Source organism: Mycobacterium kyorinense (assembly GCF_002101735.1).
GTDB lineage: Bacteria > Actinomycetota > Actinomycetes > Mycobacteriales > Mycobacteriaceae > Mycobacterium > Mycobacterium kyorinense.
In genome coordinates, this window is record NZ_LQPE01000046.1 from 1 (window position 1) to 14944 (window position 14944).

Below are 14944 nucleotides of genomic sequence, written 5' to 3' on the forward strand. Positions count from 1 at the left end.
ACCGCCGCCGCCTCCGGCACCGCCACCCGAGGCTCATCCGAAACCCACTGTGCCGCAACCGGAATCGCAGCCGTCGTGGCCACAGGCTGCCCAGCGCAAGGGGCACGATCTGGTCGGGCGCATGACAGAAGCCATGCAGCGGCTGCTCCCGAATCGGCCGGCCCCACGGCCCCACGAGACGGCGCCCACCAGTCGATTGCCGCACGCCCGCGCCGAATCCGCCGAGGGCCCGTCGCGCCCTGCGCCGAAACTCGGTGCACTGCAGGCCCGAGGGTTGTGGCTCGGCACCGACGGGCACCAGCTGCTCTCCGACGTGTCGCTCACCGCACAGCCGGGCACGCTGACCGCGATCACCGGGCCGTCACCAGCCGCCGTATCCGCCCTGATCGAGCTGCTGGGCGGCGCCGCGCGGCCCCGCTACGGCACCGTCACCGTCGGCGGCCACGACGTGCACGGCGAGTACGACGCGATCCGGCCCTACATCGGTATCGTGCCGCGGGACGACCTTGTGCATTCTCAGCTCACCGTCGAACAGGCGTTGGGATACGTCGCCGAATTGCGGTTGCCACCAAGCACTTCCGCCGGCGAGCGCCGTCGAATTGTGAACCGTGTCATCGCCGAGCTGGGACTGAATTCGCTGCGGACCATCCAGGTCGGCAAGCTCGCGATCGAACAACGCAAGCGCGCCTCGCTGGCCTCCGAACTGATCACGGAGCCGTCGCTGGTCGTTCTCGACGACCCGACCGCCGGCCTCGACGCCACGGGTCAACAGCAGATCCTGGCGACATTGCGACGCCTCGCCGACGCCGGGCGCGTCGTGGTGCTGTCGACAACGGCGGTCGACCACCTCGATGTATGCGACCAGGTGTTGGTGCTCACCTCGGCCGGCACCACCGCCTTCGCCGGGCCGCCGGCGGAGATCGACGCCAGCTGGCCGGAACTCTTGGCGCAGGTCACCAGTGACCCCGACGGCGCCCACCAGAAATTCCTGGCACGCGGCCAGGAGCCGCCCGCTGCCACGGAAACCGTCGAGCCGCTTGGCCCGCCGGAACGCCTGGGCCTGTGGCGGCAAATCGCCGTCGCCACTCGACGGCAGGCCTGGCTGCTGGTCGCCGACCAGCGCTACTTCATCTTCCTGACGATCCTGCCGTTGCTGTTCGGCGCGTTCGCCTTGGTAGTGCCCGGCGATGCCGGGCTGGGACAGGCCGACCCGTACGGCGACAGCCCCGACGAGGCTCTGGAGATCCTGTCGGTGCTGAATCTCGGTGCGGTTGTGATGGGTACCGCACTGGCCATCCGAGACGTGTTCCGCGAGCGCAGCATCTTTGCGCGTGAGCAGGCGGACGGATTGACGACATCTGCCTACTTGGCCGCCAAGATCATCGTCTACGGGTTCGCGGCCCTGGTGCAGACAGCGATCATCACCACCGCCGCGGTCGCCGGCAAGGGCGCCCCGGTCAAAGGCGCTGTCCTGCTGGGCAGCCCGGCCTTCGAGCTCTACGTCAGCTTGGCGGTCACGGCGATTGTGTCGGTGATCGTAGCGGTGGTGCTCTCGTCGCTGGCCAAGTACACCGAACAGCTGGTGCTGATGACCGTGGTGTTGATCCTGCTGTCATTGCTGTTCTCCGGCGGGGCTTTTCCGCTGGCCGGCCGCTTCGGCTTGGAGCAGCTCGCGTGGCTGGTGCCGTCGCAGTGGGGCTTTGCGGCCACGGCGTCCACGGTCGACGTGCATGCGATCAATCTGTTGGCCAGCTACGACGAGTCGTGGACCCATTCGGCGGGCAGGTGGCTACTCGACATGGCGATCCTGATCGGCTTCGGAGTAGTGGGCGCCGCGTTTGTGCGGTGGCGGTTGCGGCGCATCGAAACCGCCGTCACACCACCATCCCGATGAGCTTCCCGACGACGTGGGTGGCGGCGATGGCGACCGCACCGAACAGCAGCTGGCGCGACGCGCCCCACCAGATCGGTTTGCGGGTGAAACGGGTCGCCACGCCACCCGCGATCAGCAGCCCGAATCCCGCGCAGGCCAGTCCCGCCGTCAGCGACTCGAAACCGAGCAGGTAGGGAATCAGCGGGATCACGGCGCCGACGGCGAACATCCCGAACGACGACAGCGCCGCGAGCCAGGGCGACGGCTTTTCGCTGGGGTTGACGCCGAGCTCCTGTGCCAGATGGAAGGTGATCGCGCCCTTCTCGTCGCGGTGGATCTCGTCGGCGGCGACCTCGGCGGTGTTCTCGGTCAGGCCCAACTGCACCAGCATGTCGACGAGCTCGGCCCGCTCGGCCTGCGGGCGGGTGCGTAATGCGCGACGTTCGACGTAGACCTCGGAGTCGATCTGCTCGTTGGCGGTGGTCACCGACGTGTACTCGCCGAGCGCCATCGAAAATGCGCCGGCCAGCAGGCCGGCGATACCGCTGAGCACGACGGCCTGGGTGCCGGCGCCGGCCGCGACCCCGGCGATCAGCGCCGAGTTGCTGACCAAACCGTCCATGGCGCCGAAGCTGGCCGCGCGCAACCAGCCACCGCTCACGTCCGAGTGGGTGTGACCGACGTCGTACTGCATCATGGCGATATCTAAACTCACCGGCCTGTCGGGACCGCAGTCGCGTTACGGTCAGGGGTATGACCACCATTGCCGAACATCTGCGCAACACGCTCGACGGCCGCTGGCGCGACGTGAAGAACCAGATGCGGGAGCGGCTCACCGACGAGATCTTCGCCCCGCACTACACGCCCAACACGGTGATCGCCCGGACCAAGGTGGCAGAGCAGATGAAGATCATGGCGGACGCCGGCGCCGCCGACGACGGGTTCCGCAAGGAACACGGCGGCACCGGCAACGTCGGCGCCGCGATCACGATGATCGAGATGCTGGCCATGTCGGACCTGTCGCTGATGGTCAAGGCCGGCGTGCAGTGGGGTCTGTTCGGCGGGGCCGTGGAAAATCTGGGCACCGAACGCCACCACGAACGGTACGTGCCGAAGATCATCAACCTCGAACTGCGCGGCTGCTTTGCGATGACCGAATGGGGCCACGGCAGCGACGTGCAGTCGCTAGAGACGACCGCCACCTACGACCCGGAAACGCAAGAGTTCGTCATCGACTCCGCCACCCCGTCCGCTCGCAAGGAGTACATCGGCGGCGCCGCCGAAACCGCCACCATGGCAGCGGTATTCGCGCAGCTGATCACCGGCGGCGAGAACCACGGCGTGCACTGCTTTTTGGTGCCGATCCGCGACGCCGACGGCAACGACCTGCCCGGCGTGACGACGTCGGACAACCACTACAAGGGCGGCCTGCCCGGTGTGGACAACGGCCGCATCGTGTTCGACCACGTGCGTGTCCCTCGGGAGAACCTGCTGAACAAGTACGGCGACGTCGCACCTGACGGCACCTACAGCTCGCCGATCGAGAATCCGGGTCGCCGGTTCTTCACGATGATCGGCACGCTGATCCGAGGGCGGGTCTGCGTGGGCGGCAGCGCCGGCAACGCGGCTCGGCTGGCGTTGGACATCGCTACCCGATATGCGTTGCAGCGCAGGCAGTTCAGCGCACCCGACGACGAGCATGAGGTGCTGATCATGGATTACCTGGTGCATCAGCGCCGGCTGCTTCCGCTGATCGCCAAGTCCTACGCGCTGCAGTTCGCGCAGAACGAGCTGGTGGCCAAATGCCATGACATCCAGACCGCCGACGAGCCCGACGCCGAGGAGCAGCGCGAGCTGGAGTCGCGTGCCGCCGGGTTGAAGGCCGCCAATACCTGGCACGCCACCCGCGCCATCCAGGAGGCCCGCGAGGCGTGCGGCGGCGCCGGCTACATGGCCGAGAACCGGCTGATCGCGCTGCGGGCCGACACCGACGTGTTCACCACCTTCGAGGGCGACAACCACGTCCTGACCCAACTGGTGGCCAAGGAGCTGTTGACCGCCTACGCCGACGACATCCGCAGCATGAGCCCCGTGGAGTGGGTTCGCTTCGCCGCCAACGCCGTTAGCGACCGGGTGATCAAACGCACTGCGGCCGAGGCGATCATGCAGCGGATCATCGACGCCCGTCAGGACAGCGAGGAAGAGGGCAGCCTGTTCAACCGCGGCACCCAGGTCAAGATGTTCGAGGACCGCGAAGAATATCTACTGTCCTCGGTGGCGCGCCGGCTGCAGGCGAAGTCCAACGAGATGTCGGCGTTCGACGCGTTCAATGCGGTGCAAGATCACGTGCTGCACGCAGCGTCCGCGCACATCGACCGGGTGATATTGGAGGCGTTCGTCGCCGGCATCGACTCATGCGAGGACGAAAAGGCCCGCGAGATCCTCGATCTGGTGTGCGACTTGTACGCGTTGACGGTGATCGAAGACGACAAGGCGTGGTACATCGAGCACCGGTATCTGTCCACCGAGCGCGCCAAGGCGGTCACCCGCGGCATCAACGACCGCTGCCGACGGCTGCGGCCCTACGCCGAGACGCTGGTCGACGGATTCGGGATCCCCGAGCCGCTGCGCTACGCCGAGATGCTGCACCCGGAAAATCTGCCCGAGTGATTCTCGTCACCATACAGGCTTGGCGAAAACTGTGAATCTGCCGGGGGTTTGGTGAATCCCAGGTCGCGATCCGGCAGCGCAGGGCGCCTCGGCGATACCTTGACTGTACAACCACTCAGCTGGGGTTAACTCGCGGTTTCGCGCCGATCACCACGATGCTGCCGCGCCGGCGAGAAAGCCGTAAAACCTGCGCAACCTCGCCTCACCGAGCTTGAAACAACCCCGCTGCACGCTGGTGCACGACTGCCGTCTGCACATCGAGGAGGACGCACGCGTGGCTGCCGAGCCGGACAGTGTCGACAGCTTGTGCGCCTACTGCGGCGTCGGATGCGGCATGGTCTTGCAGGTCGACACGGATCCGCAGACCGGCCGGCAACGGGTGGCCAAATCAACCGGGAAGAAGACGCATCCGACCAACTTCGGCCGGTTGTGCACCAAGGGCGCCACCACTGCGGAGATGCTTGCCGCGCCGGGCCGCATGGACTCGGCGTACCGGCGACCTCAGCGAGACGAGCCGTTCGAGCCGATCGATGTCGACGCCGCGATCGCCCAGTGCGCGCGTCGGCTACGGGCCATCGTCGACGAACACGGCCCCGACGCCGTCGCACTGTATGTGTCGGGGCAGATGTCCCTCGAAGCCCAGTACTTGGCAAACAAGCTGGCCAAGGGGTTCATCGGGACCAATCAGATCGAGTCGAACTCCCGGCTGTGTATGGCCAGCGCCGGTTCCGGCTACAAACAGTCGCTGGGGGCCGACGGGCCGCCCGGCTCATACCAAGATTTTGATCACGCCGATGTCTTCTTTGTGATCGGCGCCAATATGGCGGACTGCCACCCGATTCTTTTTCTGCGGATGATGGACCGGGTCAAGGCGGGCGCCAAACTGATCGTCGTCGACCCGCGCCGCACCGCGACAGCGGAGAAGGCCGACCTGTTCCTGCAGATCGCCCCGGGCACCGACCTGGCACTGCTCAACGGGCTGCTGCACCTGATCGTCGAAAACGGGCACACCGACGACGAATTCATCGAAAAGTTCACCGAGGGCTGGGAAGTGATGCCCAGCTTCTTGCAGCAGTACCCGCCGGACGTGGTGAGCGATATCACCGGAATCTCCGAAGAAGACATTCGGACAGCCGCCCGCTGGATCGGTGAGGCCGGCAACTGGATGAGTTGCTGGACAATGGGACTCAACCAGAGCACGCACGGCACCTGGAACACCAACGCGGTGTGCAATTTGCATTTGGCTACCGGCGCCATCTGCAAACCCGGCAGCGGCCCGTTTTCCCTCACCGGTCAGCCCAATGCGATGGGCGGTCGCGAAATGGGCTACATGGGGCCGGGTTTGCCGGGTCAGCGATCCGTTACATCCGAGGAGGACCGCGCGTTCGTCGAGGACGCCTGGGGCGTTCCGCGCGGAACGCTGCGCACCGAGGTCGGCAGTGGCACCATCGACATGTTCTCCCGCATGGCCGACGGACAGATCAAGGCCTGCTGGATCATCTGCACCAATCCGGTCGCGACCGTAGCCAATCGGAAGACCGTGCTGGCAGGTCTGGAAAAGGCGGAGCTGGTAATCACCCAGGACGCCTTCCGCGAGACCGAGACAAACGAATACGCCGACGTCTTGCTGCCCGCGGCGCTGTGGACGGAGTGCGACGGGGTGATGATCAACTCCGAGCGCAATCTCACGCTGTTCCAGCAGGCCGTTGACCCGCCCGGGCAAGCACTGCCGGACTGGCAGATCATCGCCCGCGTCGCCGCCGAAATGGGATACGCCGACGCGTTCAACTACCGCTGCGCCGAGGACGTTTTCGAGGAGATCAAGCAATTCTGGAACCCCACGACCGGCTACGACCTACGTGGAATCAGCTACGAATGGTTGCGAAAGACCCCGGTCCAGTGGCCGTGCCCACCGGGCGCGACTGACGACCGCAACCCGATCCGCTACCTCAACGACGGGGTGAGCCAAACCCAATTGGTCCACGCGGACGGCAGCATTCCGCGATTGGCGTTCGCGACCCCCAGCGGGCGCGCGATGTTCTTCGCCCGCCCACACCAGCTGCCCGACGAGATGCCCGACGACGACTACCCGTTCCTGCTCAACACCGGACGCTTGCCCCACCAGTGGCACACAATGACCAAGACGGGCAAGGTCGCCAAGCTGAACAAGCTCAACCCCGGGCCGTTCATCGAGATTCACCCCGACGATGCGGCGCGATTGCAGATTGCCGACGACGATGCCGTCGAGGTCGCGTCCCGCCGCGGCCGCGCGGTGCTGCCCGCGGTCGTCACCGACGGGGTGCAGCCCGGCAACTGTTTCGCCCCGTTTCACTGGAACGACATGTTCGGTGAATACCTGTCGATCAATGCCGTCACCAACGACGCCATCGACCCTGTCTCGCAGCAACCGGAGTTCAAAGCCTGCGCCGTCACCCTGACCAAGGTCGCCGCCGCCCCCACCGTCGAGGACGGCCCGGAGATGACCGAGGCGCCGCCCAGGGAGGAGATCAGCTTGTCGCAAGTGAACGCCCTCGCCGAACTCCTCGGCCAGACTGAGGAATTCGCGATCGAGTTCGATGCGATGGAGCGCAGCTACCTCGCCGGATTGGTGACCGCGCTGCGAACCGAGACGGGGCGCCGCACGCCGGGGGTGCCGACTCTGCCGCTGAGTGCGCCGTTCGAGCCGGGCAAGCGAATGTGGGTGGACGGTGTGATGGCCGGGTTGTTTTCCCGGAGCCCGATACCTGGCGCACTTGCGGCGCCCGCGCCCCAGACTGGCGATCGCAGTCCAGCGCCTGCCGAACCTGAAGCGCCACAGCGGGATCCGGTCGTGGTGCTGTGGGCATCGCAGACCGGTAACGCCGAGGAATTCGCCGCCGAGTGCGCCGCGGACCTCGGCGCGAACGGAGTCCCGGTGACGCTGCGCGCGATGGACGAGTTTGCAGTGGCAGACCTGGCTGCGACGAAAGAACTGCTCGTCATCACCAGCACCACAGGTGATGGCGAACCACCGGACAACGGATCCGCATTGTGGGAACAGTTGTCCGCCGAGAATACTCCCAGGCTTGGCGAAACCCGCTACGCGGTCTTGGCTTTCGGTGACTCCAGCTATGCCGACTTCTGCGGACACGGGCGCAAGATGGACGCCCGCCTCGCTGAACTGGGCGCCACTCGCATGCTTGATCGCGTCAACTGCGAACCGGACTACGAAGCGACCGCCGGCGCATGGCTGACCGCGGTGCGCGAAGCCCTGACCAAAACGCCAATACTCGTCGGGGGCGGTGCCATCGCGCCCGCAACCACCGGCATCGTCGTCGCGCCGGCCAAGCCAGAGCCGCAGCTCTACAGCCGCAAGAGGCCACTCGTCACGTGTCTGGTGCGCAACGCTCTGCTCAGCGGTCCGGGTTCGACCAAGGAAGTGCGCCAGTTCGCGTTCGATCTGCCGGAGGGCACACTCAGCTACCATGCCGGTGACGCTCTGGGGGTGTGGCCGCGCAACAGCCCCGCGCTCGTCGACGAGTGGCTAGAGATCACCGGCCTGAACGGCAACACCACCATCGATATCCCGGACCATGGGTCGATGCGATTACGCACCGCTCTCACCGAGCGGTTCGAAATTGCCCGCATCACTGGCGATCTGCTGCGGTTCGTCGCCCAACGCAGCAATGATGCCGAGTTGGCCGCATTGGTGAAGCCTGAGAACAAGGCGGCGCTGGCCGACTGGATGTGGGGTCGCCAAACGGTGGACGTGCTGGCGCGGTCTCCGGTCAGGGCGAGCATCGACGAGTGGCTTGCTGTGCTCAAACCGCTTGCGCCGCGGTTGTATTCGATCTCGTCGGCGTGGGTCGACAATCCCCGCGAGGTGCATCTGACCGTCAGCGCGGTGCGTTACGAATTTGAGGGCACCCAGCGAGGTGGCGTGTGCTCGACCTACCTGGCCGACCATGCTGACGGCGACGACATCGGTATCTTCGTGCAGAAGGCCAACCACTTTCGCCCCCCAACGGACCCGGATGCGCCGATGATCATGGTCGGGCCGGGGACGGGGATTGCACCGTTCCGCAGTTTCCTGCATCGGCGCCGCGCGCTGGACCATCCCGGACCGAACTGGTTGTTCTTCGGAGAACGTAACGCCGCCACCGACTTTTACTACCGCGACGAGATCGAGGCGATGCACGCTCGGGGGTTCCTCACCGAACTGGATCTGGCGTTCTCGCGCGATCAGCCGGAGAAGGTATACGTGCAGGACCTGATGCGCCGGCGCGGAGCGGAAATATGGCGATGGCTACAAGCCGGTGCGCACCTCTACGTCTGCGGCGACGCCCATCAGATGGCCAAGGAAGTCGACCGCGCGATCCACGACATCGTGGAATGCCATGGCGGGCTGGACGCCGATGCCGCCAATGCCTACGTGCGGAAGCTCTCTGCCGACAAGCGCTACCAGCGCGACGTGTACTGAGGTGGTGCCAGCAGACGCAGAATCGCACGTTTCCGCGCGCTGGCGTGCGAGTCTGTGTCTGCTCGCCCCAAGAGGTGCTCCCCCGGAAGGACTCGAACCTTCAACCGTTCGGTTAACAGCCGAATGCTCTGCCAGTTGAGCTACAGGGGATTGCCCGTGCGACGAGGGATGACTCTAGCTTACGGGCCTACGGCTTCGCCAAGTCACACCGCCGCCAACCGACGCGGTCTGGACACGTGAGGCAGGATGGAGCCACGCACCGTTTCTGGAGGGGGCCGTTTTGATCCGGTATTTCGTCGTGCTGGGACTGGGTTACGTGTTGGGCGCTAAGGCCGGCCGCCGCCGCTACGAGCAGATCGTCGGCACCTACCGCGCCCTGACCAGCAGTCCCGCCGCCAAATCGGTGATCGAGGCGGGGCGCCGCAAGATCGCCAACCGGGTATCCCCCGACGCGCGGATGGTGACGTTGACCGAGATCGACGAGGCGACCAGCGTCGTCGAGCCGGCCAAGCGCGACGTTGCGCAGTAATCAGGCCGTCAGGTCGTCTCCGCTGGCCTGCTCGAGCAGGCTGCGCCGATACGCCTCCATCGCGACCAGGTCGCCGAACAGCGCGTGATACTCGTCGCCCTGCTCCACCGGTGACATCCGCTGCAGCTTCGACTTGACCTCGGCGATCTGGCGGCCCACCCAGACCTCCTGCAGCCGGGCCAGCACCCCGGCGATGTAGCGCGGCATCTTCTCGTCGTCGTCGACCCGGATGGTTTCGACGCCCAGCTCGCTGATCAGACCGGCCGCCGCCGGCGACGGGGCCTGCCGGCGCACCGCATCGAGCCACTGTCCCCCGGTGATCCCGGCGCCGGTCCCGCCCGCCGCGTCGATCGCCCTGCGCACCGCGGCGTAGCCGGGATGGGTGAAGCTCTCGACGGTCAGCGCATCGAACACCGGCCCGGCCAGCGCCGGATACTGCAACGCCGACTTGAGCGCCTCGCGCTGCGGCCACAGCGTCGGGTCGCGCGGGTCGGGTCGAATCGCGGCGGGCTCGGCCGACTCAGCCGCGGCGGTGCGACGAGGCCTTCCCCGGCCGCCCCCTTTGGCCTCCTCACGCACCCGGCCGACCACCTGCGCCACATCCGCCCAGCCGACCCAGCCCGCGAGTCGGCGCGCGTACTCGTCGCGCAGCATCGGGTCTTTGATCTGGGCGACCATCGGTACGCAGCGCCGCAGCGCGGCCACCCGGCCTTCGGCGCTGTCCAGGTCGACTTCGGCCAGCGCGCTGCGGATCGCGAACTCGAACAACGGGGTTCGCCGTGCGACCAGGTCGCGCAGTGCGACGTCGCCATGGGCCAGCCGCAGGTCGCAGGGATCCATGCCGTCGGCGGCGACCGCCACGAACGACTGGCCGGCCAGGTGCTGCTCACCGCCGAACGCCTTGAGCGCGGCGGCCCGGCCGGCTTCGTCGCCGTCGAACACGTAGATCAGTTCGCCGCGAAAGAAGTTGTCGTCCATCATCAGTCGGCGCAGCATCGACAGGTGCTCGTCGCCGAACGCGGTGCCGCAGGACGCGACGGCCGTCGTCACTCCGGCCAGGTGCATCGCCATCACATCGGTGTAGCCCTCGACGACGACGGCCTGATGCCCCTTGGCGATGTCGCGCTTGGCCAGGTCGAGGCCGAACAACGCCGACGACTTCTTGTACAGCAGCGTCTCGGGGGTGTTGACGTACTTGGCTTCCATTGGGTCGTCGTCGAACAGCCGACGCGCGCCAAAGCCGATCACCTCGCCGGCCGCGCTGCGGATCGGCCACAGCAGCCGCCGGTGAAACCGGTCGATCGGGCCGCGCCGGCCCTCCCGCGACAGCCCCGCCGCCTCCAGCTCTTTGAACTCAAACCCCTTGCGCAGCAAGTGTTTTGTCAACGAATCCCAGCCCGACGGGGCGAACCCGCAGCCGAAATGCCGGGCGGCATCGGCGTCGAAGTTCCGCTCGGTCAGATACTGGCGAGCCGGCGCGGCCTCCGCCGACTCCAGGGCTTCGGCGTAGAACTGCTGGGCGGCCGCGCTGGCGGCGATGAGCCTGCTGCGGCTGCCGCGGTCGCGTTGCACGCTGGTGGCCGCTCCGGTGTAGGTGATCGTGTGCCCGATCCGGTCGGCCAGCAGCTCAACCGCTTCGACGAACGTGACGTGCTCGATCTTCTGGACGAATGCGTACACGTCGCCGCCTTCGCCGCAGCCGAAGCAATGGAAGTGACCGTGGTTGGGCCGCACATGAAACGACGGCGACTTCTCGTCGTGGAATGGGCAGAGGCCCTTCAGCGAGTCGGCGCCGGCGCGGCGCAGCTGCACGTAGTCGCCGACGACCTCGTCGATGCGGACTCGTTCGCGGATGGCGGCGATATCGCGATCGGAGATGCGGCCGGCCATCGGGTCAGTGTAAGGCGCGGAACCCCCGTCCTTTCGGCGAGCGTGCACAGTTGTACGTGTTTTTCGCGGTATGGGCGTACAACTGCGCACGCTCACCCGGGGAGGTGCCCAGCCTCGATCCGCTCCAGCCGCCCTTCGGTATAGGAGGCGATCTGGTCGACGACGACCCGCAGCCGGGCGGCGTCGTCGGCGGCCGTGTTGAACGCCGGCACGAACACCGGGTCGAGGGTTCTTGGCGCGCCCGCCAGCAGCCACTGCGCCACCCGGTGAATCCGTTCCCGCTGGGCGACCTGCGTTTCCAGATGCCGCGGGTCGGACATGATGAACTGCAGCGCCAGGATCTTCAGGACCGCGACCTCGGCGCGAACCAGCTCGGGCACGTGCAGATCTGCCCGATAGCGGGCCAGCGGGCCGGGCCCGGCCGCCGCCCGGGTGGCCGCTATCGCCGCCGAGGCGAACCGGCCAACCAGCTCGCTGGTCAACCGTTTGAGCGCCACCGACGCGGCGAGCGTTCCGTCATACTTGCCGACCGCGGCCACCACCGGCAGCCCCGACAGCCGCCCCGCGGCGGCCACCAAGTCGTCGGCACACACCTTGGAGAATTCCCGCTCGCCCAGCTTGGCCAGCGTGGCGGCTTCGTCGTCGTCGCCGAGCACTCGCAGGTCGATGCGGCCGGAGATGACCCCGTCCTCGACGTCGTGCACCGAATATGCGACGTCGTCGGCCCAATCCATCACCTGCGCTTCCAGGCAGGGTCGCTCTGCCGGCGCGTGTTCGCGCACCCAAGCGGCCGGTTCGCGGTCGACGTCGTAGAAGCCGAACTTGCGTTTGCCGGGGCCGCGCGTCCACGGATATTTGGTGACCGCGTCCAGCGCCGCCCGGGTCAGGTTCAGCCCGGCGCTACGCCCTTGCGGGTCAAGCACTTTGGGCTCGAGGCTGGTCAGGATCCGGAAGTTCTGTGCGTTGCCCTCGAAGCCGCCGCAGCCGGCGGCGACCTCGTCGAGCGCCTGCTCGCCGTTGTGCCCGTACGGCGGATGCCCGATGTCGTGCGCCAAGCCGGCCAGGTCGACGAGATCCGGGTCGCAGCCCAACCCGATCGCCATCCCCCGCCCGATCTGGGCGACCTCCAGCGAGTGCGTCAGCCTGGTCCGCGGGGTTTCGCTTTCCCGGGGCCCGACGACCTGCGTCTTGTCGGCGAGCCGGCGCAGCGCGGCGCTGTGCAGCACCCGGGCACGATCCCGGGCGAAGTCGGTGCGGTGCTGGCCCTCGGTGCCCGGCAACCCGGCGGTCTTCGGCGCTTCGGGCACCGACCGCTCCCGGTCGAAGTCGCTGTAGGGATCCTGCGGGGTCATCGACGCTCAGTCTGCCAGCTGGGTCCAGCCCGCATTAGATTGGCGAGCATGCGCGTTGTCCGCCTGCTGGCCGTGTTGCTGGCGACCCTGACCACCGGAGTGCTGCTGGCCCCATCGGCCGGCGCCGAGCCGCCCTTCCGGCTCTCCGGTTACCTCACCGACAAGGCGGGCGCGTTGAGCGGCTCGGGCCGCGACGCGGTCGGGTCGGCCGTGAACAAGCTCTACGGCGACCGCCACATCCGGCTGTGGGTGGTCTACGTCGACGACTTCTCAGGTCAGTCACCGACGGGCTGGGCGCAAAGCACTTGGCGTGCCAGCGACTTGGACGGCAACGATGCGCTGCTGGCGGTGGCGACCGTCGACCATGCGTACGCGTTTTTGGTGCCGTCGAGCGTGAAGAGCGTCAGCTCCAGCCAGGTCGAGGACTTGCGGCGCAACCAGATCGAGCCCGCGCTGCATCGCGGCGACTGGAGCGGCGCGGCGATTGCCGCGGCCAACGGACTCAACCCGGCCCCGGGCTCACCGAATTGGGTGCCGCTGGTGATCGCGCTGGGCGTGGTCGCGATCGCGGTCGTGGCTTTGCTGCTGGTGATGCGGTATCGCCGACGCCGACGCCGCGCCGCCGAGTTGGAGGCGGCCCGACGGGTCGATCCGACCGACCCGGACGCGCTGGCCGGCGTGCCACTGGACGCCCTCGACGATCTGTCACGGTCGATGGTGGTCAACGTCGACAACGCGGTACGCACCAGCGCCAACGAGCTGGCGCTGGCGGTCGAGGAGTTCGGCGAACAGCGAACCGAGCCGTTCACCCGTGCCGTCGGCAAAGCGAAAGAGGCTTTGGCACAAGCCTTTTCCGTCCGCCAGCAACTCGACGACGCAATACCGGAAACGCCGGAACAGCGGCGGGAGCTGTTGACCCGGGTGATCGTCTCGGCGGCACGGGCCGATCGCGGACTCGAAGAGCAGCGCGAGGCTTTCGAGCAAATGCGCGACCTGTTGATCAACGCGCCGATGCGGCTCGACGGGCTCACCCAGCAGCTGGTCGAGCTGACTGCGCGGATTTCACCGTCGGAGCAGCGATTGGCCGCGCTGCACGACGAATTCGACGCCGCCGCACTGACTTCGGTGTCCGGCAACGTCGCGTCGGCCAAGGAGCGGCTGGCCTTCGCCGAGCAGAACATCACCCGCGCGCGTGACCTGGCGGCGCGACCGATCAGCGGCGCGCAGACCGGGCTGGTTGACGCGGTCCGCGCCGCCGAGTCGTCGCTGCGGCAGGCCCGTGCGCTGCTCGACGCGGTCGACAGCGCCGAAAGCGACATCCACCACGCCGTCGCCACCCTGCCGTCGCTGATCGCCGACATCCAGGCCGGGATCGAACAGGCCAACACCCACCTGGCACAGAACCTCAAGGCGCCGCACGCCCGCGAACTGGCCGGCGCGCGCGACGCCGCGGTCAACGCCGTCGACGCCGCCCGTGCCGGCGGCTCCGCCGATCCGCTCGGTGCATTCACCCGATTGACCAAAGCCGACGCCGATCTGGACCGGCTGCTGGCCACCGTCGCCGAAGAGCAGGCCACTGCCGAACGGCTCAACCGCACACTGGAACAGGCGTTGTTCACCGCACAGTCGCGGGTGCGGGCAGTGTCGGAGTTCATCGACACCCGCCGCGGCAGTATCGGGCCGGAAGCGCGGACCCGGCTCGCCGAAGCGAACCGGCAATTGCAAGCAGCCCTTGACAAACGGTCGAGCGACGTCAGCGACGCGATCGCCCACGCCAATAGCGCGGCGGCGCTGGCGGCTCAGGCACAGTCGCTGGCCAACGACGACGTCCAGTCCATTCAGCGCGCCTACGCCGGGCGATACGGCGGCAACAACATGGGTGCGATGATGGGCGGGATCATCATCGGTGACCTGCTCGGCGGGGCGATGCGCGGCGGTTACGGCGGCTGGGGCGGTGGCGGTTGGGACGACGGTGGTTGGGGCCCAACGTCTTTCGGCGGCTCGTCGGATGGCGGTTTCATGGGCGGCGGCGGGAGATTTTAGCCCCAGTTGGCGCGAGCGTGCGTGTCCCCGGCCGACACGCCGACGTTATTGCCGGGTTTGCGCTCAGTGTCAGGGTGATGGTGCTGCGTTGCGGTGTGTCAGCGTGACAGGGCCGCTTCGTGGTGGTT

Annotated in this window: 8 protein-coding genes and 1 tRNA gene; 5 read left to right on the forward strand and 4 right to left on the reverse strand. The window is 67.4% G+C overall.

Annotated features, from left to right (window positions below; translation table 11 throughout):
- A partial coding sequence (locus AWC14_RS07535) for an ATP-binding cassette domain-containing protein (protein ID WP_211282294.1) occupies positions 1–1894 on the forward strand: 1894 nt, incomplete at its 5' end.
- On the opposite strand, the gene AWC14_RS07540 is transcribed toward AWC14_RS07535, so the two are convergent.
- On the reverse strand, positions 1875–2570 hold the full coding sequence (locus AWC14_RS07540) for a VIT1/CCC1 transporter family protein (protein ID WP_045384108.1): 696 nt from the start codon (positions 2568–2570) through the stop codon (positions 1875–1877). The genes AWC14_RS07535 and AWC14_RS07540 overlap by 20 nt on opposite strands.
- Before the next feature lie 56 nt (positions 2571–2626).
- On the opposite strand from AWC14_RS07540, the gene AWC14_RS07545 reads away from it, so the two are divergent.
- A complete protein-coding gene (locus tag AWC14_RS07545) occupies positions 2627–4543 on the forward strand; it encodes an acyl-CoA dehydrogenase family protein (RefSeq protein WP_045384104.1) in 1917 nt (638 codons plus the stop codon).
- A gap of 334 nt (positions 4544–4877) precedes the next feature.
- The gene (locus AWC14_RS07550) at positions 4878–9002 is read left to right on the forward strand and encodes a bifunctional nitrate reductase/sulfite reductase flavoprotein subunit alpha (RefSeq protein WP_045384110.1); all 4125 of its coding nucleotides are present in this window, start codon (positions 4878–4880) and stop codon (positions 9000–9002) included.
- A 77-nt stretch (positions 9003–9079) separates the two neighbouring features.
- Here AWC14_RS07550 and AWC14_RS07555 read toward each other — a convergent pair.
- Positions 9080–9152 (reverse strand) — tRNA-Asn (locus AWC14_RS07555).
- A gap of 130 nt (positions 9153–9282) precedes the next feature.
- Between AWC14_RS07555 and AWC14_RS07560 the strand changes: the two genes are divergently transcribed.
- The gene (locus tag AWC14_RS07560) at positions 9283–9531 is read left to right on the forward strand and encodes a hypothetical protein (protein WP_045384101.1); all 249 of its coding nucleotides are present in this window, start codon (positions 9283–9285) and stop codon (positions 9529–9531) included.
- On the opposite strand, the gene dnaG is transcribed toward AWC14_RS07560, so the two are convergent.
- Entirely contained in the window at positions 9532–11421 is a 1890-nt protein-coding gene (gene dnaG / locus AWC14_RS07565; RefSeq protein ID WP_045384098.1) for a DNA primase, read from the reverse strand.
- Positions 11422–11513: 92 nt separating this feature from the next.
- Positions 11514–12773 (reverse strand): deoxyguanosinetriphosphate triphosphohydrolase, encoded by a 1260-nt coding sequence (locus tag AWC14_RS07570; RefSeq protein ID WP_057003569.1) that lies wholly within the window; start codon positions 12771–12773, stop codon positions 11514–11516.
- Between the two features lie 48 nt (positions 12774–12821).
- On the opposite strand from AWC14_RS07570, the gene AWC14_RS07575 reads away from it, so the two are divergent.
- Complete coding sequence (locus AWC14_RS07575) at positions 12822–14816, forward strand: TPM domain-containing protein (RefSeq protein WP_045385817.1); 1995 nt, start codon at positions 12822–12824, stop codon at positions 14814–14816.
- Positions 14817–14944: the final 128 nt, after the last annotated feature.